This window comes from Ensifer sp. 22521 (assembly GCF_052044795.1).
GTDB lineage: Bacteria > Pseudomonadota > Alphaproteobacteria > Rhizobiales > Rhizobiaceae > Ensifer.
Window position 1 is genome coordinate 133,795 of record NZ_JBQENM010000008.1, and the last position, 23,365, is coordinate 157,159.

25 protein-coding genes are annotated in these 23,365 nt (G+C 62.2%); 19 read left to right on the top strand and 6 right to left on the bottom strand.

What is annotated here, in order from left to right; translation table 11 throughout:
• Nucleotides 1-122: 122 nt before the first annotated feature.
• Genes ACTJKE_RS14000 through ACTJKE_RS14015 form a run of 4 tightly spaced genes read right to left on the bottom strand, consistent with a single transcriptional unit; the run spans nucleotide 123 to nucleotide 2,752 of the window.
• On the bottom strand, nucleotides 123-773 hold the full coding sequence (locus ACTJKE_RS14000; RefSeq protein WP_058320571.1) for a CDP-alcohol phosphatidyltransferase family protein: 651 nt from the start codon (nucleotides 771-773) through the stop codon (nucleotides 123-125).
• A complete protein-coding gene (locus tag ACTJKE_RS14005; RefSeq protein WP_057255650.1) occupies nucleotides 763-1,161 on the bottom strand; it encodes a hypothetical protein in 399 nt (132 codons plus the stop codon). Before ACTJKE_RS14005 ends, ACTJKE_RS14000 begins: the two co-directional genes overlap by 11 nt.
• Nucleotides 1,158-2,108, bottom strand: coding sequence for a phosphatidate cytidylyltransferase (locus tag ACTJKE_RS14010; RefSeq protein WP_058320572.1), 951 nt, complete (start codon nucleotides 2,106-2,108; stop codon nucleotides 1,158-1,160). Before ACTJKE_RS14010 ends, ACTJKE_RS14005 begins: the two co-directional genes overlap by 4 nt.
• A complete protein-coding gene (locus ACTJKE_RS14015) occupies nucleotides 2,105-2,752 on the bottom strand; it encodes a lysophospholipid acyltransferase family protein (RefSeq protein ID WP_373419809.1) in 648 nt (215 codons plus the stop codon). The genes ACTJKE_RS14010 and ACTJKE_RS14015 overlap by 4 nt, the downstream gene beginning before the upstream one ends.
• Before the next feature lie 541 nt (nucleotides 2,753-3,293).
• Between ACTJKE_RS14015 and ACTJKE_RS14020 the strand changes: the two genes are divergently transcribed.
• The 16 genes from ACTJKE_RS14020 (at nucleotide 3,294) to ACTJKE_RS14095 (ending at nucleotide 17,665) form a co-directional block, all read left to right on the top strand.
• Nucleotides 3,294-3,905, top strand: a complete 612-nt coding sequence (locus ACTJKE_RS14020) for a class I SAM-dependent methyltransferase (protein WP_197417230.1) — start codon at nucleotides 3,294-3,296, stop codon at nucleotides 3,903-3,905.
• Entirely contained in the window at nucleotides 3,899-4,099 is a 201-nt protein-coding gene (locus ACTJKE_RS14025; RefSeq protein WP_197417231.1) for a hypothetical protein, read from the top strand. The genes ACTJKE_RS14020 and ACTJKE_RS14025 overlap by 7 nt, the downstream gene beginning before the upstream one ends.
• Nucleotides 4,100-4,646: 547 nt before the next feature.
• Nucleotides 4,647-5,537: a VOC family protein gene (locus tag ACTJKE_RS14030; protein WP_113131795.1), complete on the top strand. Its 891-nt coding sequence runs from the start codon at nucleotides 4,647-4,649 to the stop codon at nucleotides 5,535-5,537.
• On the top strand, nucleotides 5,537-6,379 hold the full coding sequence (kdsA, locus tag ACTJKE_RS14035) for a 3-deoxy-8-phosphooctulonate synthase (protein ID WP_176907138.1): 843 nt from the start codon (nucleotides 5,537-5,539) through the stop codon (nucleotides 6,377-6,379). Before ACTJKE_RS14030 ends, kdsA begins: the two co-directional genes overlap by 1 nt.
• A 139-nt stretch (nucleotides 6,380-6,518) precedes the next feature.
• A complete protein-coding gene (gene eno / locus ACTJKE_RS14040; protein WP_440636943.1) occupies nucleotides 6,519-7,793 on the top strand; it encodes a phosphopyruvate hydratase in 1,275 nt (424 codons plus the stop codon).
• Between the two features lie 173 nt (nucleotides 7,794-7,966).
• Nucleotides 7,967-8,287: an FtsB family cell division protein gene (locus ACTJKE_RS14045; protein WP_057255656.1), complete on the top strand. Its 321-nt coding sequence runs from the start codon at nucleotides 7,967-7,969 to the stop codon at nucleotides 8,285-8,287.
• 136 nt (nucleotides 8,288-8,423) lie between these two features.
• Nucleotides 8,424-9,470 carry a pyruvate dehydrogenase (acetyl-transferring) E1 component subunit alpha gene (pdhA, locus tag ACTJKE_RS14050; RefSeq protein ID WP_058326663.1) on the top strand — a complete coding sequence of 349 codons (1,047 nt, stop codon included), beginning with the start codon at nucleotides 8,424-8,426 and terminating at the stop codon, nucleotides 9,468-9,470.
• 17 nt (nucleotides 9,471-9,487) lie between these two features.
• Complete coding sequence (locus ACTJKE_RS14055) at nucleotides 9,488-10,858, top strand: pyruvate dehydrogenase complex E1 component subunit beta (RefSeq protein ID WP_057255658.1); 1,371 nt, start codon at nucleotides 9,488-9,490, stop codon at nucleotides 10,856-10,858.
• Nucleotides 10,859-10,873: 15 nt separating this feature from the next.
• Entirely contained in the window at nucleotides 10,874-12,214 is a 1,341-nt protein-coding gene (locus tag ACTJKE_RS14060; protein WP_058320576.1) for a pyruvate dehydrogenase complex dihydrolipoamide acetyltransferase, read from the top strand.
• A 65-nt stretch (nucleotides 12,215-12,279) separates the two neighbouring features.
• Complete coding sequence (locus ACTJKE_RS14065; protein ID WP_057255660.1) at nucleotides 12,280-12,921, top strand: SGNH/GDSL hydrolase family protein; 642 nt, start codon at nucleotides 12,280-12,282, stop codon at nucleotides 12,919-12,921.
• A 2-nt stretch (nucleotides 12,922-12,923) separates the two neighbouring features.
• A complete protein-coding gene (locus ACTJKE_RS14070; RefSeq protein ID WP_058326662.1) occupies nucleotides 12,924-13,505 on the top strand; it encodes a GNAT family N-acetyltransferase in 582 nt (193 codons plus the stop codon).
• An 18-nt stretch (nucleotides 13,506-13,523) separates the two neighbouring features.
• The gene (gene lpdA, locus ACTJKE_RS14075) at nucleotides 13,524-14,969 is read left to right on the top strand and encodes a dihydrolipoyl dehydrogenase (RefSeq protein ID WP_058326661.1); all 1,446 of its coding nucleotides are present in this window, start codon (nucleotides 13,524-13,526) and stop codon (nucleotides 14,967-14,969) included.
• Between the two features lie 174 nt (nucleotides 14,970-15,143).
• Nucleotides 15,144-15,395, top strand: coding sequence for a GlsB/YeaQ/YmgE family stress response membrane protein (locus ACTJKE_RS14080; protein WP_112995919.1), 252 nt, complete (start codon nucleotides 15,144-15,146; stop codon nucleotides 15,393-15,395).
• Nucleotides 15,396-15,517: 122 nt separating this feature from the next.
• Complete coding sequence (gene lipA / locus ACTJKE_RS14085; protein WP_112995918.1) at nucleotides 15,518-16,486, top strand: lipoyl synthase; 969 nt, start codon at nucleotides 15,518-15,520, stop codon at nucleotides 16,484-16,486.
• A gap of 153 nt (nucleotides 16,487-16,639) precedes the next feature.
• Nucleotides 16,640-17,206 carry an AAA family ATPase gene (locus ACTJKE_RS14090; RefSeq protein ID WP_057255668.1) on the top strand — a complete coding sequence of 189 codons (567 nt, stop codon included), beginning with the start codon at nucleotides 16,640-16,642 and terminating at the stop codon, nucleotides 17,204-17,206.
• Between the two features lie 9 nt (nucleotides 17,207-17,215).
• On the top strand, nucleotides 17,216-17,665 hold the full coding sequence (locus ACTJKE_RS14095) for a type II toxin-antitoxin system RatA family toxin (protein WP_057255670.1): 450 nt from the start codon (nucleotides 17,216-17,218) through the stop codon (nucleotides 17,663-17,665).
• On the opposite strand, the gene ACTJKE_RS14100 is transcribed toward ACTJKE_RS14095, so the two are convergent.
• A complete protein-coding gene (locus ACTJKE_RS14100; RefSeq protein WP_057255671.1) occupies nucleotides 17,653-18,150 on the bottom strand; it encodes a CinA family protein in 498 nt (165 codons plus the stop codon). The genes ACTJKE_RS14095 and ACTJKE_RS14100 overlap by 13 nt on opposite strands.
• Nucleotides 18,150-19,355 carry a bifunctional 2-C-methyl-D-erythritol 4-phosphate cytidylyltransferase/2-C-methyl-D-erythritol 2,4-cyclodiphosphate synthase gene (locus tag ACTJKE_RS14105; RefSeq protein WP_348627339.1) on the bottom strand — a complete coding sequence of 402 codons (1,206 nt, stop codon included), beginning with the start codon at nucleotides 19,353-19,355 and terminating at the stop codon, nucleotides 18,150-18,152. Before ACTJKE_RS14105 ends, ACTJKE_RS14100 begins: the two co-directional genes overlap by 1 nt.
• 251 nt (nucleotides 19,356-19,606) lie before the next feature.
• Between ACTJKE_RS14105 and dusB the strand changes: the two genes are divergently transcribed.
• Genes dusB through ntrC form a run of 3 tightly spaced genes read left to right on the top strand, consistent with a single transcriptional unit; the run spans nucleotide 19,607 to nucleotide 23,249 of the window.
• Nucleotides 19,607-20,650 (top strand): tRNA dihydrouridine synthase DusB, encoded by a 1,044-nt coding sequence (dusB, locus tag ACTJKE_RS14110; RefSeq protein WP_058326658.1) that lies wholly within the window; start codon nucleotides 19,607-19,609, stop codon nucleotides 20,648-20,650.
• Nucleotides 20,647-21,798 carry a two-component system sensor histidine kinase NtrB gene (locus ACTJKE_RS14115; protein WP_058326657.1) on the top strand — a complete coding sequence of 384 codons (1,152 nt, stop codon included), beginning with the start codon at nucleotides 20,647-20,649 and terminating at the stop codon, nucleotides 21,796-21,798. The genes dusB and ACTJKE_RS14115 overlap by 4 nt, the downstream gene beginning before the upstream one ends.
• Nucleotides 21,795-23,249, top strand: a complete 1,455-nt coding sequence (ntrC, locus tag ACTJKE_RS14120) for a nitrogen regulation protein NR(I) (RefSeq protein ID WP_057255678.1) — start codon at nucleotides 21,795-21,797, stop codon at nucleotides 23,247-23,249. The genes ACTJKE_RS14115 and ntrC overlap by 4 nt, the downstream gene beginning before the upstream one ends.
• The last annotated feature ends 116 nt before the right edge of the window (nucleotides 23,250-23,365 follow it).

The window sequence follows — 23,365 nt, forward strand, 5'->3', positions numbered from 1 at the left end:
CCCCGTCGAGTGTTCAAGTTTAATAAATCGACTAATCAATCTAATAATTAATGCAACGAAACGTCAAGGGGCGCCTGCGGGTTATCGCGCGGGCGTCGTTCAGTTGTAGCGGTAAGGAACGATCAGCCTTTCGGGGTGGCGTTGTGCCGGAGCCAGGCGATCTGGCGGCGGGCACGCACGAGGGCGGTTAAGGCCGCGCCGATCGAGATCAACAGCAGCGCCGCCCAGAGGATTTCACCGTCGCCGAGCCAAAGACCTTCAAAGGCCGAGAGGACCGCAGCCAGCGTGATTGTCGCCATGCGGTGCTGTTTGGCCATGGGGCCGGAGAAGTCGCTCGGGGCGCCATTGGCGCGGCCGAGTTCGCGTACATAGGCGGTCAGCACGGCGAAGGCGGCTGCGGCAAAACCGAGGGCGGGGGCGCCAATCCCGTATCCGGCGCCGACGAAGATGAAGACATCCGCGACCCGATCCGGAAACTCATTCCAGAACGGACCGTCGGCTTCGCCCTTGCCGCCCTCGACGGCGACCATGCCGTCGAAGAGATTGCAGAGCAGGCGCAACTGGCAGAAGAGGGCGGCAGCGATGAACAGCGTAACCCTCACGCCATCCTGGGTTTCGCCCGTCAGCCAGAAGGCCAGCCCGGCAAAGGCGGCGGCCAGCATGCTTGCCTGCGAGATCCGGTTGGGTGTGACATTCATCGATGCCAGGCGGCGGGCGATCGCCTGGGCCCAGCGGGTGTTGCGGCTTGCGAGCGGCCTGCGGTCACCGGTCATGCCCGGGCTCTCCTCGGTTGATGGAATAGTTGTAGATGGCGGCGTAGGTGGTCGACACCGCGAGCGGCAACGCGATCGTCCTCAGGACCTCCGGCGTGCCGCTCATCGTGTGGATTGCCACGAGCGCCGCCGACGAGCCGAGACAGGCGAGGAGCGGCGGCAGGAACAATCGCTTGGTTCCACGGAACCGCCGGGAAAGCGCGTCGACCGCTGTCTTGAGGTAAAGGGTCAGAAGCGCCGAGAGCGTACCCTGGATGACGGCAGCAAGAAGCGGCTTGGGCATCGGGTGATGGCGGTTGGCGAAAAGCGCCCAGCCGCCCATGGCGAAAAAAGCGAATGCCACGTGCACGACGCCGCTGCCCGCCAGTCCCTTCAGCTTCGCGGTCATGTCAGCGACCACCAATAGCGCGTCAGATGGAAGAAGATCGGCGCCGAGAAGACGACGGAATCCAGCCGGTCGATCAACCCGCCATGGCCCTCGATCAGATGGCCCCAGTCCTTGACGCCGCGGTCCCGCTTGATCGCCGACATGACGAGCCCTCCGAAGAAGCCCATCAGGGTGATGATTAAGGACATCAACGCCGCCTGGGCGGGCGTGAACGGTGTGATCCACCAGAGCGAGGCGCCGATCAGGGTGGCGCTTGCGACCCCGCCGACAAAACCCTCGACCGTCTTCGAGGGCGAAAGCGTTGGGGCGATCTTGGTCCTGCCGAATAGCTTGCCCCAGACATATTGCAGCACGTCGCTCGATTGGACGACGATGACCAGGAAGGCGATCAAGAGAACGTTGCGTCCCTCATAGCCCGGGATCTGCAGGGTCAGCAGCGCCGGCACATGCGAGGCGCAGAAGACACAGATCATCAGCGCCCATTGCACCTCCGAGATCCTGAGCAGGAAGTCGCGCGTGTCGCCGTGCAGAACCGCGATGATCGGCATCAGCAGAAAGGCATAGACCGGCACGAAGATCGAATAGATGCCGTACTGCTCGGCCCAAAGCAGGAAATAATTGATCGGCAGCACGACGAAGAAGGCCGCGGCGATCGCCCAGTGGTCACCGCGGCGGGTGTTGATGAGCGTGATGAATTCACGCAGCGCCGCGAAAGAACAAAAGGCAAAGAGCAGCAGCACGCCGACCCGACCAGCAACGAAGGCGATGGCAATCAACACCACCATCGCCCACCACGCCTTGATGCGGGCGTTGAGGTTCTCGATCGCGCCGTTCGATCCGTCCGGTGAAAGCTTCTGCTTGAGCACGTAGCCGATGCTCGACGCCAGGACGAGAATGCCGCCGACGCCGAGAAGCAGTTTGAGCATATCCAGGCTCGCCGCGCTCATGCATTGTCTTCCGTCGAAGAGGGGGCGAGCGAGAGCAGGGCGGCCTCGGCACGGGCGATGAACTCGTCCTTGGTCTCCTGCGCTTTGAGGCGCATCGGTTCGCCGAAACTTACGGTACAAATCAGCGGGATCGGCACGAACTCCCCCTTCGGCATCACGCGGTTGAGATTGTTGATCCAGACGGGCACGAGCGCCACGTCCGGCCGCTTGCAGGCGAGGTGGTAGAGCCCGCTCTTGAAAGGCAGGAGCCGCGCCTCGGTCTGGTTGCGTGTTCCCTCGGGAAAGAGAATCAGCGACGAGCCGTCATTGAGGATGGCTGTCATCTGCTCGACCGGATCCTGGGTGCGGGCCGTCGCGTCGCGCTCGATCAATACGGCGTCGAACACGTCGCGACCGATGAAGGCCGAGAGCTTCGATTTCAGCCAGTATTCCGCTCCGGCAACCGGCCGCGCATGTTCCCGAAGCCAGGGTGGCAACACCGCCCAGACCAGCACGAAGTCGCCATGGCTGGAGTGATTGGCGAAATAGATACTCTGCTTTGGTGGGAGGCCGGTCTCATGCCAGATGGCGCGCGCCGCAGTCAGCGCGCGCGCAAACATCATGATGGCGATGGAAGCCAGCTTGGCCGTCAGATCGCGGATCATGTGGGCTCATGTCCAGATAAACAGGCCGTCGTACCAGCGCGCTTTGCAGAGCGTGCCGGTCGGGCCCAGATGTGTTCCATGCCTTGCAACAATAAGATCAAGCGCTGCCCCCTCAGCCTGCGCCCGGCGTAACCCCAGGCTGCAATCGACCAACCTTACGCGATTGCGCCCGCTTCTCAAGCGGTTGAAATCACACGCAACGTGATAACGGACCAGGAGCCCTGGATATTCGCTCCCGCTGAGAGGCGACCGAACGCAAACCGATGCGACGCCACGCCACGGCCATCGACTGCGAAGTCGTCGTCGCCGACATTGACCGCCTGCAACCCAGCCGCTAGCTTGCGGGTGCAACAGGAGCAGCGTCGTCCAATGCGCCAGTAATGCCCGGTGAAAACCGAATTCGCCTCAACTTCGCTTGCGAAGGGGATGGACGATGGCATTGCTCGACCCGCGTTGACGGACAGACGCCGAGGCATTCCTCGCCTGCGATCTCTTCTCCATCGTGAGCGGTCACATTTGGACAAGTTTCCAGGGACCGAACGTGCAAGATAAATCCAGTCTCGATATCATCGATCACAACCGCCAGGCCTGGGACAGGCAGGCAAGTCAGCACTGCGAGTGGTCGCGGTCGGTAACGCCGGAAATGATCGCCGCGGCCCGTGAGGGGCATTGGCAGGCGCGGCTGACACCCGGCGATCTGCCGAAGGGGTGGCTGCCGGACGTTCGCGGCAAGAAGATCCTGTGCCTGGCTTCGGCCGGCGGCCAGCAGGCGCCCATTCTGGCGGCCGCCGGTGCCGAGGTCACCGTCTTCGATATCTCCGAGGGGCAACTCGCGCTGGACCGGCTCGTTGCCGCACGCGAGGGTCTGTCGCTGACGGCCGTGCAGGGAGACATGCGCGATCTCTCGGCTTTTCGGAATGACACCTTCGATATCGTTTTTCACCCGATATCGAATCTCTACGTTCCGGATATCCAGCCGGTTTGGCAGGAATGCCATCGCGTGCTCAAGGCCGGCGGACGACTGCTCGCCAGCTTCTTCAATCCGGTGGTTTTCGTTGGCGACCGGAATCCGAGCTATGCGGAAGACGGCCTCATTCGCCCGGCCTACGCGCTGCCCTTTGCCGAGGCTGAGCATCTCGCTGCGGTGTGGTAAAATCCAAGATCGAACGCGGCGAGGCGCTGGTGTTCGGGCATAGCCTAGCCGAACAGATCGATGGTCAATTACGGGCCGGATTCGTGCTGGCGGGCTTCCACGAAGACTGGCAACCTGTACCACGCTTCCTGATCGACAGGTTCGTGCCGACCTTTGTTGCCACGTGCGCCATTAAGAGCGATCTGCATCTTTGATGGGATTGGCCCGAACGTGCTGTTCAGGCCAAAAGCATAGGCGGAACGAGAACAACCGCGGCGGTCGACACGACGCTGCGGTTGCGGATACCGGCCCCCTTTGCCGCCTTGTTACGTCGCGTTACTGTTACGTACTCGCCAAATCACCGGTTTCATTCTTTTCTGTTCGTCAGCGAAACTGGAAAGGGTCAATAGATATGCGCTTCATCGCTTCGTTGTTCGTACCGTTGGCGGTCGTGCTGGGGCTTGCGGGCTGTGCCACCACGTCCTCGACCAATACGACCTACGCGCAGCCCCAAATCTTCGCCCCCGGTCTCGGGGCGGGAAATACGGCCAACGCCACGGCGGCTCCGGGCTACTACTGAGACCCTGGCAGCCCGGCACCATCTGGCAAGCATGACTCTGCGGCGGGCGCGGCCCGGCGCGGAGGGTTCCTGTTTGCGGCCTTTGTTTGGGCTCAAGCGGCCAATCGGCTCTGTGGCCGCCAGCCCGCTTGCATTCGCCGGCCAAAAGTTGCAAACAGCGGCGAACCATCAGGGAAAACGCCATGAGCCTCTCCAAGCGAACCACCCGCCCGCTCGATCACCTCGTGCTGCCGGTGGATACGCTTACGCAGGCACGGCGCCGCCTATCTAATCTCGGCTTCACCGTCGCTGAGGATGCCCGCCATCCCTTCGGTACCGAAAACGCCTGCGTGTTCTTTTCCGATGGCACCTATCTTGAGCCGCTCGCCGTTGCTTCCCGCGAGGAATGCGAAGCCGCTGCACTCGAAGGTAATGCCTTTGTCGCGCGCGACCAGGCCTTCCGCTTCCGCCAGGGTCCTGAAGGTCTCTCGGCGCTGGTCCTCGGCACCGAAGATGCGGCGAGCGATCACATCCGCTTTCGGGCGCGCGGCATTTCCGGTGGCGACATGCTGGAGTTCTCGCGGCCGATGAAGCTGCCGGATGGCCGTGAGGGATTGGGTTCCTTCCGCCTTGCCTTCGCGGCAGACCTGCGCTCGCCGGATCTCTTTCTCTTCAACTGTCAGCGTGTCCGGGCGCTGCCCACCGATCGGGCTGCGCTGGAGCAGCATGAAAACGGCGTGATCGGCATCGCCGAGGTGGTTCTGTCGGAAACCAACCCCACCGATTTCCAGTACCTGCTGCAGGAAGCGATCGATGAGCGCGAGGTCGCGGCCCACTCCTTCGGCATGGATGTGTCGGCCACCAACGCCAAGATCTCGGTGCTGAACGCCGCCGGCATGGAAGCCTTCTTCGGCCGTTCCGTGCGCGGTGCCGAGCGCGGCCTGCGTGGTCGCGCCATCGTCTTCCGTGTCGCCGACCTCGAGGCGACGCGTGCACTGTTTGCTGAGAACGACATCGAATTTGCAGAAATGGGCGGGCGCCTCATTGTTCCCGAAATGCCGGGGCAAGGGGTGATCTTTGCTTTTGGAGCTTGATGATGAAAACCAATGCCAGAGTAGTAGTCGGCAACGGCGGCCATGAGGTCGCCTTCGCGCAAACCGAGAAGCTGTCGCTGATCGCCGGCCCCTGCCAGATGGAGAGCCGCGAGCACGCCTTCATGATGGCGGGCGCGCTCTCGGAACTCTGCAAGAAGCTCGATCTCGGCCTCGTCTACAAGTCCTCCTTCGACAAGGCGAACCGCACATCGCTCTCCGGCAAGCGCGGCATCGGCCTGGATAAGGCGATGGAAATCTTTGCCGACCTCAAGAAGGAGTTCGGCTTTCCGGTCCTGACCGACGTGCACACCGAAGAGCAGTGCGCTCTCGTCGCCGAGACGGTCGACATCCTGCAGATCCCCGCATTCCTGTCGCGCCAGACGGACCTCTTGGTCGCGGCGGCCAAGACCGGCCGGGCAATCAACGTCAAGAAGGGCCAGTTCCTCGCCCCCTGGGACATGAAGAACGTACTGGCGAAATTCACCGAGAGCGGCAACCCGAATGTCATGCTCTGCGAGCGCGGCGCCTCCTTCGGCTACAACACGCTCGTGTCCGACATGCGCTCGCTGCCGATCATGGCTTCCCTCGGCGCACCCATCGTTTTCGATGCAACCCATTCCGTGCAGCAGCCGGGCGGGCAGGGCGGCTCTTCGGGCGGCCAGCGTGAATTCGTCGAGACCTTGGCGCGCGCCGCCGTCGCGGTCGGTGTCGCCGGTGTGTTCGTCGAGACGCACGAAGATCCGGACAACGCGCCGTCGGACGGTCCGAACATGGTGCACCTGAAAGACATGCCGCGGCTGCTCGAAAAGCTGCTCGCCTTCGACGCGATCGCCAAGGGCTGAGCCATCAGCGGCGCTTCGTGAAATTTTCATGAACCGCAATGGCGCGAACGGTTTTGCATCTTGCGCGCCATTGAAATTTCGAGGCCTTGGCGTATGACAGGCCCCGACCATTCCACCGTCCTCAAGCAGGGAAGAGATCATGACTGCAATCATCGACATCATCGGCCGAGAAATTCTGGACAGCCGCGGCAACCCGACCGTCGAGGTCGACGTGTACCTGGAAGACGGAAGCTTCGGCCGTGCGGCGGTCCCGTCGGGCGCCTCGACCGGTGCGCATGAGGCTGTCGAGCTGCGCGATGGTGGTACGCGCTACCTCGGCAAGGGCGTCGAGCGCGCCGTAGAAGCCGTCAATGGCGAGATCTTCGAAGCGATCGGCGGTCTCGATGCCGAGAACCAGATCCAGATCGACAAGACCATGATCGAACTCGACGGCACGTCGAACAAGTCGCGCCTCGGCGCCAACGCCATCCTCGGCGTGTCGCTTGCGGTCGCCAAGGCTGCGGCCGAAGCGGCCGGCCTGCCGCTCTACCGTTACGTCGGCGGCCCGAACGCTCACGTGCTTCCGGTTCCGATGATGAACATCATCAACGGCGGCGCCCATGCCGACAATCCGATCGACTTCCAGGAATTCATGATCGTTCCGGTTGGTGCCGATACGATGCGCGATGCGGTCCGCATGGGCTCGGAAGTGTTCCACACGCTGAAGAAGCAGCTTGCAGCCGACGGCCACAACACCAATGTCGGTGACGAAGGCGGCTTCGCTCCGGGCCTCGCTTCCGCTCCGGCAGCGCTCGACTTCATCATGAAGTCAATCGAGAAGGCCGGCTACATGCCGGGCGAAGACATGTTCGTCGCGCTTGATTGCGCTGCGACCGAATTCTTCAAAGACGGCAAGTACGTGCTCGAAGGCGAAGGCCGCACGCTGGAGCCGGGCGCAATGGCTGAATACCTGGCGGAACTCGCTGCCAAGTACCCGATCTTCTCGATCGAAGACGGCATGGCGGAAGACGACTGGGACGGCTGGAAGGCCGTGACCGACCTCATCGGCAACAAGTGCCAGCTCGTCGGCGACGACCTGTTTGTCACCAACTCGGCGCGCCTGCGCGACGGCATCAAGATGGGCGTCGCCAACTCGATCCTCGTCAAGGTCAACCAGATCGGCTCGCTTTCGGAGACACTCGACGCCGTCGAGACCGCGCACAAGGCGCGCTACACCGCCGTCATGTCGCACCGCTCGGGCGAAACCGAAGACGCCACGATCGCCGATCTCGCGGTTGCCACCAACTGCGGCCAGATCAAGACCGGTTCGCTCGCCCGTTCGGACCGGCTCGCCAAGTACAACCAGCTGATCCGCATCGAAGAGCAGCTCGGCCTGCAGGCCACGTACGCCGGCCGTTCGATCCTGCGCGGCTGATCCTGTAGCGCCGCGCGTCTTTTCAGACGCGCAAAGGTCGCTGTAGCTGACAAACGAAACCCGCCCACGTTCCCACGTGGGCGGGTTTCTGTTTTCCTGCCATTCATGGTCAACGGTCGGTTAATCAATCGACGCTAGTCTCATTTCCGTAATGCGTATCAGGGCGTGAATGGATGTGGACACGGCATCATAAGAAACGGAAACTGGGCCGGCTGGTTATGCCGTTGATCGCGGTCGCCTTTCTCTCTTACTTCGGCTATCATTCCATCCACGGCGGCTATGGCTTGAAGGCGACGGAGCAATTCGATCGCCAGATTGTCGAGCGGCAGGCGCGGCTGGATAAGCTCACGAAGCAGCGGATGATCCTTGAAAAAGAGGTCCAACTGATGAGTGATGGGTCGCTGGAACGGGACATGCTGGATGAAAAAGCTCGCCTCGCGCTGAACATGTCGCGAAGTGACGAGATCGTTATTTTTCACCGCCCCGAAAATTAACCTGAATTCAGTTAATTGAAATTTGTGAAGCAAATTCAATTGTTTGCGTGGAATGCGAGCCATGCAAATATGGCATTGCTGTGGCGCTTTTCTTTCCCTATGGTAACCGCCAAAGGCTAACCATTGGGAGGAATGAATGGCTCCGCGAAAAACCGCGTCCGTCTCCAGCCGTAAGGCCGCCGCAAAGCCGGCCAAGAAGGACTTCAACGGCGGCACCATCGCCGATTTCACCAAAGAAGATGACCTGAAGGCTTACCGCGAAATGCTGCTCATCCGGCGTTTCGAGGAAAAGGCCGGCCAGCTCTATGGCATGGGTTTCATCGGCGGCTTCTGTCACCTCTACATCGGCCAGGAGGCTGTTGTCGTCGGCATGCAGATGGCACTGAAAGACGGTGATCAGGTTATCACCGCCTATCGTGACCATGGCCACATGCTGGCCTGCGGCATGAGCGCTCGTGGCGTCATGGCCGAACTTACCGGTCGTCGCAGCGGTCTTTCCAAGGGGAAGGGCGGCTCGATGCACATGTTCTCCAAGGAAAAGCACTTCTACGGCGGTCACGGCATCGTCGGCGCCCAGGTGTCGCTCGGTACCGGCCTTGCATTCGCAAACCGCTATCGCGGCAACGACAATGTCAGCGTCGCCTATTTCGGTGACGGCGCTGCCAACCAGGGTCAGGTCTACGAAAGCTTCAACATGGCGCAGCTGTGGAAGCTGCCGGTGATCTACGTGATCGAGAACAACCGCTACGCCATGGGTACGGCAGTATCGCGTGCCTCGGCCCAGACCGACTTTTCGCAGCGCGGCGTTTCCTTCAACATTCCGGGCTTCCAGGTCGACGGCATGGACGTTCGCGCCGTCAAGGCGGCCGCCGACGAGGCCGTCGAGTATTGCCGTTCCGGCAAGGGCCCGATCATCCTCGAAATGCAGACCTACCGTTATCGTGGCCACTCCATGTCCGACCCGGCGAAATACCGCTCGAAGGACGAAGTGCAGAAGATGCGGTCGGAACACGACCCGATCGAGCAGGTGAAAGCCCGTCTGACCGAAAAGGGCTGGGCGAGCGAGGACGAGCTGAAGCAGGTCGACAAGGACGTCCGCGACATCGTCGCCGACAGCGCCGATTTCGCCCAGGCTGATCCGGAGCCGGATGCATCCGAGCTCTACACCGACATCCTGCTTTGATCCGGGGAGGGACAAACATGCCAGTAGAAATTCTTATGCCCGCCCTTTCCCCGACGATGGAGGAAGGCACGCTCTCGAAATGGCTGAAGAACGAGGGAGACAAGGTGTCTTCCGGCGACGTCATCGCTGAAATCGAGACGGACAAGGCGACGATGGAAGTCGAAGCCGTCGACGAAGGCACGATCGGCAAGCTCTTGATTGCCGCCGGCACCGAGGGCGTCAAGGTCAACACGCCGATCGCCGTGTTGCTGCAGGACGGCGAAGCGGCAGGCGATATCGCCGCTCCAAAGGCCGAAGCGCCGAAGGCGGCAGCCACTGAGGCTCCGGCTGCGTCCGCGCCGGCTCCGGTTGCAGCCCAGCCGAAGGTTGAAGTTGCCGCCGATCCGGCAATCCCGGCCGGCACCGAAATGGTGACGATGACCGTTCGCGAAGCGCTTCGCGACGCCATGGCCGAAGAAATGCGCTTGAGCGACGACGTTTTCGTCATGGGCGAAGAAGTCGCCGAGTACCAGGGCGCCTACAAGATCACCCAAGGCCTGTTGCAGGAATTCGGTTCGCGTCGCGTCATTGACACCCCGATCACCGAGCATGGCTTTGCCGGTGTCGGCGTCGGCGCTGCCATGACCGGTCTTCGCCCGATCGTCGAGTTCATGACCTTCAACTTCGCCATGCAGGCGATCGACCAGATCATCAACTCCGCTGCCAAGACGCTCTACATGTCCGGTGGCCAGATGGGCGCGCCGATCGTCTTCCGCGGCCCGAGCGGTGCCGCTGCCCGCGTGGCTGCCCAGCACTCGCAGTGCTATGCCGCCTGGTACAGCCATATCCCCGGCCTCAAGGTCGTCATGCCCTATACGGCAGCCGACGCCAAGGGTCTGCTGAAGGCCGCGATCCGCGACCCGAACCCGGTCATCTTCCTCGAAAACGAAATCCTCTACGGTCACTCCTTTGAAGTGCCGAAGCTTGACGATTTCGTGCTGCCGATCGGCAAGGCCCGCATCCACAAGGTCGGCAAGGACGCAACTATCGTCTCCTTCGGCATCGGTATGACCTATGCGGTCAAGGCGGTTGCTGAACTCGAAGCCCAGGGCATCGACGTCGAGCTTATCGACCTGCGTACCATCCGTCCGATGGACCTGCCGACGGTCATCGAATCGGTCAAGAAGACCGGTCGCCTCGTCACCGTCGAAGAAGGCTACCCGCAGTCGTCCGTCGGTACCGAGATCGCGACCCGCGTCATGCAGCAGGCATTCGATTACCTTGACGCTCCGATCCTGACGATCGCCGGCAAGGATGTGCCGATGCCTTACGCCGCGAACCTCGAGAAGCTCGCGCTTCCGAACGTTGCTGAAGTCGTCGATGCGGTGAAAGCCGTTTGCTACAAATAAGGGGAGGGTTCTTCGATGCCTATCAACATCACAATGCCGGCCCTCTCTCCGACGATGGAAGAAGGCAATCTGGCCAAGTGGCTGGTCAAGGAAGGCGACAAGGTCAAGTCCGGTGACGTGATTGCCGAGATCGAGACCGACAAGGCGACGATGGAAGTCGAAGCCGTCGACGAAGGCACCGTCGCCAAGATCGTCGTTCCCGCCGGCACCGATGGCGTCAAGGTCAATGCGCTGATCGCCGTTCTCGCCGCAGATGGCGAGGATGTTGCTGCCGCTGCAAAGGGTGGCAACGGCGCAGCCGCACCGGCTCCCGCGGCCAAGGCGGAAGCGCCGGCACCGGTAGCGCCGAGCGCTCCGGCTGCGGCTCCTGCCGCTGCTCCGGCTCCGGTTGCAGCCCAGCCGGCGAAGTCCGAAGGCGCTCGCGTCTTCTCCTCGCCGCTCGCCCGTCGTCTGGCCAAGGACGCCGGCATCGACCTGTCGGCAATCGCCGGCACAGGCCCGCATGGTCGCGTCGTCAAGAAGGACGTTGAGACTGCCGTTGCCGGTGGCACCGCGAAGCCTGCAACCGCACCGGTTGCCGGCACTGCCGCTCCCGCGGCCGCACCGCTTGCCAAGGGCCCGTCGGACGATGCCGTTCTCAAGCTCTTCGAGCCGGGCTCTTACGAGCTCATACCGCATGACGGCATGCGCAAGACGATCGCCAAGCGCCTGGTCGAATCCAAGCAGACGATCCCGCACTTCTACGTGTCGCTCGACTGCGAGCTCGACGCGCTTCTTGCACTGCGCGCCCAGCTCAATGCCGCTGCTCCGGAGCAGGGCGGCAAGCCGGTCTACAAGCTCTCCGTAAACGACATGGTCATCAAGGCCCTGGCGCTTGCGCTGCGCGACGTTCCGAATGCGAACGTCTCCTGGACCGAGAGCAACATGGTCAAGCACAAGCACGCTGACGTCGGCGTTGCCGTGTCGATCCCGGGCGGCCTGATCACCCCGATCGTGCGCCAGGCGGAGCTGAAGAGCCTGTCTGCCATCTCCAACGAGATGAAGGACCTCGGCCAGCGCGCCAAGGACCGCAAGCTGAAGCCCGAGGAGTACCAGGGCGGCACCACGGCGGTCTCCAACATGGGCATGATGGGCGTCAAGAACTTCGCCGCCGTCGTCAACCCGCCGCATGCCACGATCCTCGCGGTCGGTGCGGGCGAGGAGCGCGTCGTCGTCAAAAACAAACAGATGGTCATCGCCAATGTCATGACCGTTACGCTCTCGACCGACCATCGCTGCGTCGATGGCGCGCTCGGCGCCGAACTGCTCGGAGCCTTCAAGCGCTACATCGAAAACCCGATGGGCATGCTGGTCTGAGTTGGATAGGGACCGGCCTTCGGGCCGGTCCGTTCCTTTTCGCGCAGTCGAAGGCGGCCCGGACGATGAAAACAGTTCTCTGCTATGGCGACAGTCTGACCTGGGGCTACGATGCCGCGGATGGTGGTCGTCACGCGTTTGCCGATCGCTGGCCGAGCGTCTTGCAGAAGGCGCTGGGTTCGGACGTTCAGGTCATCGCCGAGGGACTGAACGGTCGTACGACCGCCTATGACGACCATCTCGCCGATTGCGACCGCAACGGCGCAAAAGTGCTGCCGACGGTGCTGCACAGCCATGCGCCGCTCGATCTGATCATTCTTCTTCTCGGCGCCAACGATATGAAGCCGGTGATCCACGGAACCGCTTTCGGCGCCGTGAAGGGCATCCAGCGTCTCGTCACGCTCGTGCGCCGGCATGACTGGCCGGTCGAAGACGAGGGTGGGCCGGAAATCCTGATCGTCTCGCCGCCGATGCTCTGCGAAACGGCCAATGCCGCCTTCGGCGCGATGTACGCCGGCGGCGTCGAGCAGTCGGCGATGCTGGCACCGCTTTATCGCGATCTCGCCGACGAACTCGATTGCGGCTTTTTCGACGCCGGATCGGTCGCTCAGACCACGCCGCTCGATGGTGTGCATCTCGATGCGGAGAATACGCGTGCGATCGGCCGGGGTCTCGAACCGGTCGTGCGGATGATGCTTGGGGTCTAGAGATGGTGGGGGGCGTCACCATTCGTCCGGCGGAAAAGCGCGAGGCGGCCGAGCTCGCCATCCTCGTCGATGTCGCCGCGCATGGCTTTGCCTCCTGGCTCTGGTACGGCGCCGTTCTTCATGGGGTGACGGATACGGCCTTCGAGCGTGGCCGCAACAAGCTGCGCGAAGAGCCCGGGCCTGGAAACTGGCGCGACGCTCTCGTTGCTGAAGTTGATGATGAAGTTGTCGGTCTGGCGGTCGGCTATTCGATCGGTCCGGAAGTGCTGGAGATCGTTCCCAAGCACCCGGTTCTGGAACCCTTGCTGGCACTGCAGAGGCAGATCGTCGGTCACTGGTTCATCGAGAGCCTCGGCGTCTATCGCCATCAGCGCCGCCGCGGAATCGGCAGCGCGCTCCTGGCAAAGGAATTCGAACGCGCCGGATCGGCGCCGGTGAGCCTGATCACCGAAAGCCACAACGACAGGGCCCAGGCACTATACAGAGCAAACGGTTTCGGCGAGGCAGCGCGCGCCGGGGCGGTTCCGCTCTTTGAGGAAAGCAAGAAACACGACTGGGTGCTGTTCACCCGCAAGGTCGCTTGAGACAAAGGCAGGAAACATATGGCTGAGAATTACGACGTCATCGTCATCGGTTCGGGTCCAGGGGGCTATATCGCCGCCATTCGTGCGGCGCAGTTGGGTCTCAAGACCGCGATCGTCGAGCGCGAGCATCTGGCCGGCATCTGCTCCAACTGGGGCTGCATTCCGACCAAGGCGCTGCTGCGCTCCGCCGAAGTTCTGCACTACGCCCAGCATCCGGGCGCCTATGGCGTCAAGATCGAAGGCACGGTGACGCCGGACCTGAAGGCGATCGTCGCACGCTCACGCGGCATTGCCGAACGCATGAACGGCGGCGTCGGCTTCCTGATGAAGAAAAACAAGGTCGACGTGATCTGGGGCGAGGCGAAGCTGACGAGGCCCGGCGAGATCGTCGTCGGTAAATCGACGAAGCCGGTTGTCCAGCCGCAGGCGCCGCTGCCGAAGAACACCAAGGGCGAGGGCACCTACACCGCCAAGCACATCATCATCGCGACCGGCGCCCGGCCGCGCGCGCTTCCGGGCATCGAGCCCGATGGCAAGCTGATCTGGACCTATTTCGAGGCGATGAAGCCTGAGGAAATGCCGAAGTCGCTGCTGGTCATGGGCTCGGGCGCGATCGGCATCGAGTTCGCCTCGTTCTACCGCACCATGGGCGTTGACGTAACGGTTGTCGAAGTCATGTCGACCGTGATGCCGGTCGAGGACGCCGAAATATCCGGCGTTGCCAAGAAGCAGTTCGAAAAGCAGGGCATGAAGATCCATCTCGAAGCCAAGGTGACGAAGGTCGAGAAGGGCGCGAACTCGATCACAGCCCATGTGGAGATGAAGGACGGCAAGGTCGAAAAGATCACCGCGGACCGGATGATCTCCGCCGTCGGCGTGCAGGCCAATGTCGAAAATATCGGTCTTGAGGCCCTCGGCGTGAAGACCGATCGCGGCTTCATCGCCATCGATGGTTACGGCAAGACCAACGTGCCGGGCATCTACGCCATCGGTGACGTCGCCGGCCCGCCGATGCTCGCCCACAAGGCCGAGCACGAGGCCGTGATCTGCGTCGAAAAGATCGCCGGCCTGCCGAATGTGCACCCGATGGACAAGCTGAAGATCCCGGGCTGCACCTATTGCCATCCGCAGGTCGCCTCCGTCGGCCTCACCGAAGCCAAGGCCAAGGAATTGGGCCGCGAGATCCGCGTCGGCCGCTTCCCCTTCGTTGCCAACGGCAAGGCAATCGCGCTCGGCGAGGACCAGGGTCTCGTCAAGACCATCTTCGATAAGAAGACCGGTGAGCTGCTCGGCGCCCATATGGTCGGGGCCGAAGTCACCGAGCTCATCCAGGGCTTCGTCGTCGCGATGAACCTCGAGACGACAGAAGAAGACCTGATGCACACGATCTTCCCGCATCCGACGATTTCGGAGACGATCAAGGAAAGCGTGCTCGACGCCTACGGCCGCGCGCTCAACGCCTAGAGCCCCGTATAATTCCTTAGATCGACATCGATTTAAGGACAAAATTATACGGCATTCAAAGGGTTACAGCGACCTTTGCGCGTCCTTCGAGACGCGCGGCGCTGTATCCTCGCCGGAACTTTTGATAGGCTTCGGCATTGAGAATGGCCTCGTTTTCAATGCACGGAGATCAAAATGAGCGTGAACGGCGTCGGCATTCTGGCTGCGATCATCATCGGCGGTTTGGCCGGGTGGCTCGCGGAGAGGTTCATGAGCAGCGAGATGGGTCTGTTCATGAACATACTGCTCGGCATCATCGGCGCGGTGGTGCTGAATTTCATCCTGGAGGCCTTCGGCATGGCTTTTGCCGGCTGGGTCGCCTATCTGGTCATCGGCTTTATCGGCGCCTGCCTGCTGATTGCCGTTGGTCGCGCCGTCAAACGATAGCCTGCCGGGCCATTTGCGCTTCCGTCGGGCGAGACGGCCTGACATTTCCCGTCGGGCCGTCTATATAGAGCGAAAATGGGTCATCCGGCCTGATGCCGGCCCGCCGCGACGAGGAAGACAGTATGGTAACGGTATTCGATGTCGTCTCTGACCGGGCGCAACGCGTCCGCCACCCGGAAAAGGCCCACAAGCCCGACACCGAAGTCATGCGCAAGCCGGAGTGGATCCGCGTCAAGGCGCCGATGTCCAAGGGATATCAGGAGACGCGTTCGATCGTGAAGAGCCACAAGCTCGTCACTGTTTGCGAAGAAGCGGGCTGCCCGAACATCGGCGAATGCTGGGACAAGAAGCACGCCACCTTCATGATCATGGGCGAGATCTGTACCCGCGCCTGCGCCTTCTGCAACGTCGCGACCGGCAAGCCGAATGCGCTCGATCTCGAAGAGCCGGCGAACATTGCCAAGGCCGTCAAGCAGATGGGCCTCAGCCACGTCGTCATCACCTCCGTCGACCGTGACGACCTGGAAGATGGCGGCGCCGAGCACTTCGAGAAGGTGATCTGGGCGATCCGCGAAGCGTCGCCGGCGACGACCATCGAGATCCTGACGCCGGACTTCCTGAAGAAGCCGGGTGCACTGGAGCGCGTCGTCGCCGCCAAGCCCGACGTCTTCAACCACAATATGGAAACCGTGCCCGGCAACTATCTGACGGTCCGTCCGGGTGCGCGCTACTTCCACTCCGTCCGCCTGTTGCAGCGCGTGAAGGAGCTGGATCCGACGATGTTCACCAAGTCCGGCATCATGGTCGGCCTCGGCGAAGAGCGCAACGAAGTGCTGCAGCTGATGGACGACCTGCGCACCGCGGATGTCGACTTCCTGACGATCGGCCAGTACCTGCAGCCGACGCGCAAGCACCACAAGGTCGAGAAGTTCGTGACCCCCGAGGAGTTCAAGTCCTACGAGACCGTCGCCTACACCAAGGGCTTCCTCATGGTCTCCTCGAGCCCGCTGACGCGCTCGTCGCACCATGCCGGCGACGACTTCGCCCGCCTCAGGGCAGCGCGTGAGAAGAAGCTGCAGGCTGCCGAGTAAGACGGAAACAGGTTCTCAAAAAACGATCGGCTCCGGCGCTTGCGCCGGAGTTTTTGTTTTGGGGAGGGCGTCGGAGCGACATCGGGCTGCTCGCGCAAAGCTTGCATCCTCCCGTTCAATCACCTAACGGCTGTCTCTGGAGGACGCGAGCCGATGCCGCGATACGTGAGCAACTGGGACGAGGCGGTGTCGCATCTCGAAAGCGCGCAACGCATTCTGGTAATAGGCTGTTCCGGCAGCGGCAAGAGCACGCTTTCCCGGCAACTGTCCGAGCAGTTCGGTTTGCCGCATCTGGCGATGGATCGGGAATTCTTCTGGTTGCCGGGGTGGAAGCTGCGGCCGAGGCAGGAAATGCTTGCCCTGATCTCGAAGGCTGCGGCTGGCGAACGCTGGATCATGGATGGTACCAGTCCGAAGACGCTGCCGCTCCGCTTGCCACGCACACACGTGGTGATCTGGATGCGGCCGCCGCGCTGGGTTTCGCTGCGCGGTGTGCTCTGGCGCTGGTTCGCCCATTGGAAAAAGACCCGCCCGGATATGGCCGATGATTGTCCGGAGAAGGTCGATCTCGATTTCCTTCGCTACATCTGGAACTTCGAGCGCAGGGATGCGGTTGAGATCGAGGCGCAGCTGGCCGGCCATGCCAACCTGCCGGTTCTCGTGTTGAAATCGCACGCGGAAACGGCGTTACTACTTGCGAAGATAAGGCGGGGCGACTAGCTCTCGATCATGCCGCATTTTGAAACCAACCATGTCGTCAAGCATACCGCGGACCAGATGTTCGATCTGGTTGCCGATGTCGAGCACTATCCCGCATTCCTGCCGCTCTGCGAGGCACTGACGGTGCGCACGCGCAAGGAGCGCGACGGCAAGGTGTTGCTGCTGGCCGACATGACCGTCGGCTACAAGGCGATCCGCGAGACTTTCACGACGCAGGTGCTGTTGAACAAGGCCGAGCGCGCGATCGAAGTCAAATACATCGACGGGCCGTTCAAATATCTCGACAACCGCTGGCGCTTCGAACCCGCGGGCGAGGGGCAGTCGATCGTGCATTTCTACATCGACTACGAGTTCAAGAGCCGCATTCTCGGCGCGTTGATGGGATCGATGTTCGACCGCGCCTTCCGCATGTTCTCCGACGCCTTCGAAAAGCGCGCCGACAGCATCTATACGGCCTGAGCGATTTCCATGAGCATGTCGAGCGCGGTGCGGACGGTCGCAAGCCGGATGCCGCTGCGGCCGATATCACCATAGCGCATCTCCCGGTGCAGCATCGCGCCGTTTCGCCCGGATGCCGCAAGGTGCACGAGCCCGACCGGCTTTTCAGCCGAACCGCCGCTGGGACCGGCAATGCCGGTGACGGCAACGGCGAAATCCGCTGCCGAATGCGAGAGGGCGCCACGCGCCATCTCAATTGCTGTCTCCCGCGAAACGGCGCCATGGGCCGCAAGTGTTGCGGTCTCGACGCCAAGCATCGCTACCTTCGCTTCGTTGGAGTAGGTGACGAAACCGCGATCGACGACCGCGGACGAACCGGAAATCTCGGTCAGCGCCCCGGCGATCAGGCCGCCGGTGCAGGATTCGGCGGTGGCGACTTTGAGGTCCCGCGCCGTGAACTTGGCGATGATCTCACCGGCTTTGACTTCGATATCGGCGGGCCACATTACGAAAGGCTCCCATAGACGACGGTCGCCGTGGCGATGGCGGCAATGCCTTCATCGCGGCCCACGAAGCCGAGGCGTTCGTTCGTCGTTGCCTTGACCGAGCAGCGGTCGAGCGAGATGCCGAGCATGTCTGCAAGGTTCTCGCGCATCGTCAGCCGATGCGGGCCGACCTTCGGTGCCTCCGCGATCAGGGAAACGTCCGCATTGGTGATGATGCCGCCGCGCTCGCGCACGATGCGAGCCGCATGCTCCAGGAAGATGCGCGACGGCGCGCCCTTCCATTGCGGGTCGGACGGCGGGAAATGGTCGCCGATGTCGCCGGCGCCACAGGTGGCAAGCAGCGCGTCGGTGAGCGCGTGCAGCGCCACATCGGCATCGGAATGGCCGGAGAGCCTCTTCGTGTGCGGAATGAAGACGCCGCAGAGCGTCACGCCGTCGCCCTCGATCAACTGGTGCACGTCGTAACCGTTGCCCGTGCGTACGTCGGGCAGGGCGGTCCGGTTGAGCTTCTCGTCGGCCATGGCGATGTCTCTTTTCAATGTCAGCTTGACGTTGTCTACCGTGCCCTCGACGAGGACGACCTTGAGGCCGGCCCATTCGGCGATCGAGGCATCGTCAGTAAAATCAGCGCGGCCGCTCTTGGCTGCATCCCGGTGGGCAGCAAGAATGGCCGGAAGATCGAAGGTCTGCGGTGTTTGCGCGCCATAGAGACCGTCGCGCGGCACAGTCTCCAGTACGACGCCATCCTTGCACGCGCGCTTCAGCGTGTCCGCGACGGCGACCGCCGGCAACACGGCTTTGACCTCGCCACCAAGCGCCGCTGCGCAGCGCGAGAGTAGTGCGTGATCGGCAAAGGGACGGACCGCATCGTGGATCATCACATGACCGGCGCCGGTTTCAGCCAGGGCTTCGAGGCCGGCGAGCACGGAGATCTGCCGGGTCGCGCCACCATGGACGATGATCACATCGCCGACGACTGAGCGTTTGCGTGCGGCATCGAACAGGGCCTCGTCGTCCGGATGGATGACGACGACGATCGGGCCGGCGCCCGGCCATGTCGCGAAAGTGTCAAGCGTATGGGCGATAACGGGGCGATCGCCGATGGTTCGATACTGCTTCGGGCCCTCGGCGGATTGCCCGGCACGTTCGCCGCGTCCGGCTGCAACGATTACCACGCCGCACTTTAGCTGTTCTTGAGGCTGCATCTTCTGTATGAGGTCCCGCATTCGCCGATCTTCGCCGTGATGTACCGCGAAGGGTCGTGCTTTGCCAGCACTGCATAATTGCTTAGATCGGAATCGATCTACGGGCAAAATTATGCGGCAGGTCTAAAATCTTACAGCGACCTTAGCGCGTCTTGAGAGACGCGCGGCGCTGTAAGCCGGGAATTTTGCGCAAGGCGCCGAAATCGCTTGGCAAGCCTGAGAACAATGTCTAAAAATAGTGCAGGAACAACATGTGCCTGAAAGATATGCATTTGCCAATTCCGGCTCTTTCGTCTCCGCTCCGGATCGGGACTATCGAACTCCGCAATCGCGTTGCGCTCGCCCCCATGTCCGGCGTTACCGATCTGCCGTTCCGGCGGCTTGCATGGCGCTATGGCGCCGGCTTTGTCGTGACCGAGATGGTTGCGAGCCGCGAGTTGGTCGGCAACGCGTCTGAATCTTGGGCGCGGCTCAAGAACTCCGGCATCAAACCGCATATCGTTCAGCTTGCCGGCCGTGAGGCCCATTGGATGGCGGAAGCCGCCAAGATAGCTGCAGACAATGGTGCCGATATCATCGACATCAACATGGGATGCCCGGCCAAGAAGGTGACGGGTGGCTACTCCGGCTCGGCACTCATGCGCGATCCCGATCACGCGCTGTCGCTGGTTGAGGCGACAGTCGATGCCGTCGAAGTGCCGGTGACGTTGAAGATGCGGCTCGGCTGGGACGAAAACTCGATCAACGCGCCGCTGATTGCCAAGCGCGCCGAAGACGCCGGGGTGAAGGCGATTACCGTGCACGGCCGTACACGCATGCAGTTCTACAACGGCAAGGCGGATTGGGATGCCATTCGCCCGGTTCGCGAGGTCATTACCGTCCCCCTGGTCGCCAATGGCGACGTGGAGACGATCGCCGACGCGGAAGAGATTCTCCGCCGGTCGGGCGCTGATGCCGTCATGGCCGGGCGTTCGTCGCAGGGGCGCCCGTGGCACGTCGGCTTTCTTGCCGGTGCCGTTGAGCACCCGTCGCAGGCGGCGATCGCCGATATCTTTGCGGAGCACTACGAAATGATGCTCGAATTCTATGGTGTCGACGTCGCCGTGCGGCACGCGCGCAAACATGTCGCCTGGTACCTTGACCGCTTTGCCCCTGATATCGCAGGCACGGAAAAGGCAGCGATCCTGACATCGACTGATACCCGTTTCGTCTGCGACAGGGCACGCGCCGCGATACTCGATGCGGCTCCGGCCAAGCTGGAAGGCGAGGCGGTCGCGGAAGGAATGGCCGCATGACCGAGAAGCCGAGCATTCCCGATGCGGCCGCCAACGGTCTGTCGATGGCGGTTCTGAACGCCATTCAGAACCCGGTGATTCTGGTCGATGCCAATGGTTTGGTCGCGTTTGCCAACTGGGAAGCCGAATCGTTTTTCGGCGCGAGCGCCAATCATCTGGCGCGCCACAACATCAGCGCCTTCATCCCCTTCGGCAGCCCGCTCTTGACCCTGATCGAACAGGTGCGCGAGCGCAAGGCGCCGGTCAACGAGTACCGCGTCGACCTGAGTTCGCCGCGTCTCGGCGCCGACAAGCTCGTCGATCTCTATGTCGCCCCGGTCCTTTCCGAGCCAGGCTCGGTCGTCGTCGTCTTCCAGGAGCGCTCGATGGCCGACAAGATCGACCGGCAGCTTACCCATCGTGGTGCTGCCCGTTCGGTGACGGGGCTTGCCTCGATGCTGGCGCACGAAATCAAGAACCCGCTTTCGGGCATCCGCGGTGCCGCCCAACTGCTGGAAACCTCCGCCAATGACGAAGACAGGGCGCTGACACGTCTGATCTGCGATGAGACCGACCGCATCGTCTCGCTGGTCGATCGCATGGAGGTGTTTTCCGACGAGCGCCCGGTGGATCGCGTGCCGCTGAACATCCATTCGGTGCTCGACCATGTGAAGGCGATCGCCAAGGCCGGTTTTGCCCGACACATCAAGTTTGCGGAGAACTACGATCCGTCTCTGCCGCCCGTTTATGCCAACCGCGACCAACTGGTTCAGGTGTTCCTGAACCTGATCAAGAATGCGGCCGAAGCGATCGGCGACCGCAGCGATGGCGAGATCGTGCTGACGACGGCCTACAGGCCGGGTATACGCCTGTCGGTAGCCGGGACGCGCGAGAAGATCTCGCTGCCGCTGGAATTCTGCGTGCACGACAATGGACCGGGCGTGCCGTCCGACCTGCTGCCGCTGCTCTTCGATCCTTTCATTACCACCAAGACCAACGGTTCCGGCCTGGGGCTGGCGCTGGTCGCCAAGATCATCGGTGCCCATGGCGGCATCGTCGAATGCGACAGCCAGCAGAACCGCACCACTTTCCGTGTCCTGATGCCGGCCTCCAAAGGCCAGGCAGCGGATGAAGACGACATGCCGATGACAAAAGGAAGCCTTGCATGACGGGTGCCACGATCCTCGTTGCGGATGATGATGCCGCCATTCGCACCGTGCTGAACCAGGCGCTGAGCCGCGCCGGCTACGATGTCCGCATCACCTCCAATGCGGCGACGCTCTGGCGCTGGATCGCAGCGGGCGACGGCGATCTCGTCGTGACCGACGTTGTCATGCCCGACGAGAATGCCTTCGATCTCCTGCCGCGCATCAAGAAGGCGCGCCCCGATCTGCCGGTGCTGGTCATGAGTGCCCAGAACACCTTCATGACGGCGATCAAGGCTTCGGAGAAGGGTGCCTACGACTATCTGCCCAAGCCCTTCGACCTGACCGAATTGATCGGCATCATCGGCCGGGCGCTGTCGGAGCCCAAGCGCCGGCCGGCCAAGCTCGACGACGACACCCAGGACGGTATGCCGCTGGTTGGTCGTTCGGCGGCGATGCAGGAAATCTACCGGGTGCTGGCGCGCCTGATGCAGACGGACCTCACCCTGATGATCACCGGCGAGTCCGGCACCGGCAAGGAACTCGTCGCCCGCGCGCTGCACGATTATGGCAAGCGACGCAACGGTCCGTTCGTTGCGATCAACATGGCGGCGATCCCGCGCGATCTTATCGAATCGGAGCTTTTCGGCCACGAGAAGGGCGCCTTCACCGGTGCCCAGGTGCGCTCGACTGGTCGTTTCGAACAGGCCGAGGGCGGCACGCTTTTCCTCGATGAAATCGGCGACATGCCGATGGACGCACAGACCCGCCTGCTGCGCGTGCTGCAGCAGGGCGAATACACGACCGTTGGCGGCCGCACGCCGATCCGTTCGGACGTGCGCATCGTGGCGGCGACCAACAAGGACCTGAAGCAATCGATCAATCAGGGCCTGTTCCGCGAAGACCTCTATTATCGCCTCAACGTCGTGCCGCTGCGTCTGCCCCCGCTGCGTGACCGCGCGGAGGATATTCCGGATCTCGTTCGTCACTTCGTCCAGCAGGCCGAAAAGGAAGGGCTCGACGTCAAGCGCTTCGATCATGAAGCGCTGGAACTGATGAAGGCGCATGCATGGCCGGGCAACGTGCGCGAGTTGGAAAACCTGGTGCGGCGCCTGACGGCACTTTATCCACAGGACGTGATCACCCGCGAGATCATCGAAAACGAGTTGCGTTCCGAGATACCGGACAGCCCGATCGAAAAGACCGCGGCGCGGCCCGGATCGCTCACCATTTCGCAGGCCGTCGAAGAAAACATGCGCCAGTATTTCGCAAGCTTCGGCGAAGCTTTGCCTCCGGCCGGCCTTTACGATCGCGTGCTTGCCGAAATGGAGTATCCGCTGATCCTTGCGGCGCTCACCGCAACCCGTGGTAACCAGATCAAGGCGGCCGATTTGCTCGGCCTCAACCGTAACACGCTGCGCAAGAAAATCCGCGAACTCGGTGTTTCGGTCTATCGCAGCTCACGCAGCGCTTGACTTGGACACGGCCACCGTTGCATTTTCGCCACAATGCGTTGCTTGAACGTGTGACGATCGCCGAATCGCGTGTCGTTGCCGTCTCGTTCAATCGATTTGACCCAATTGATTGACTG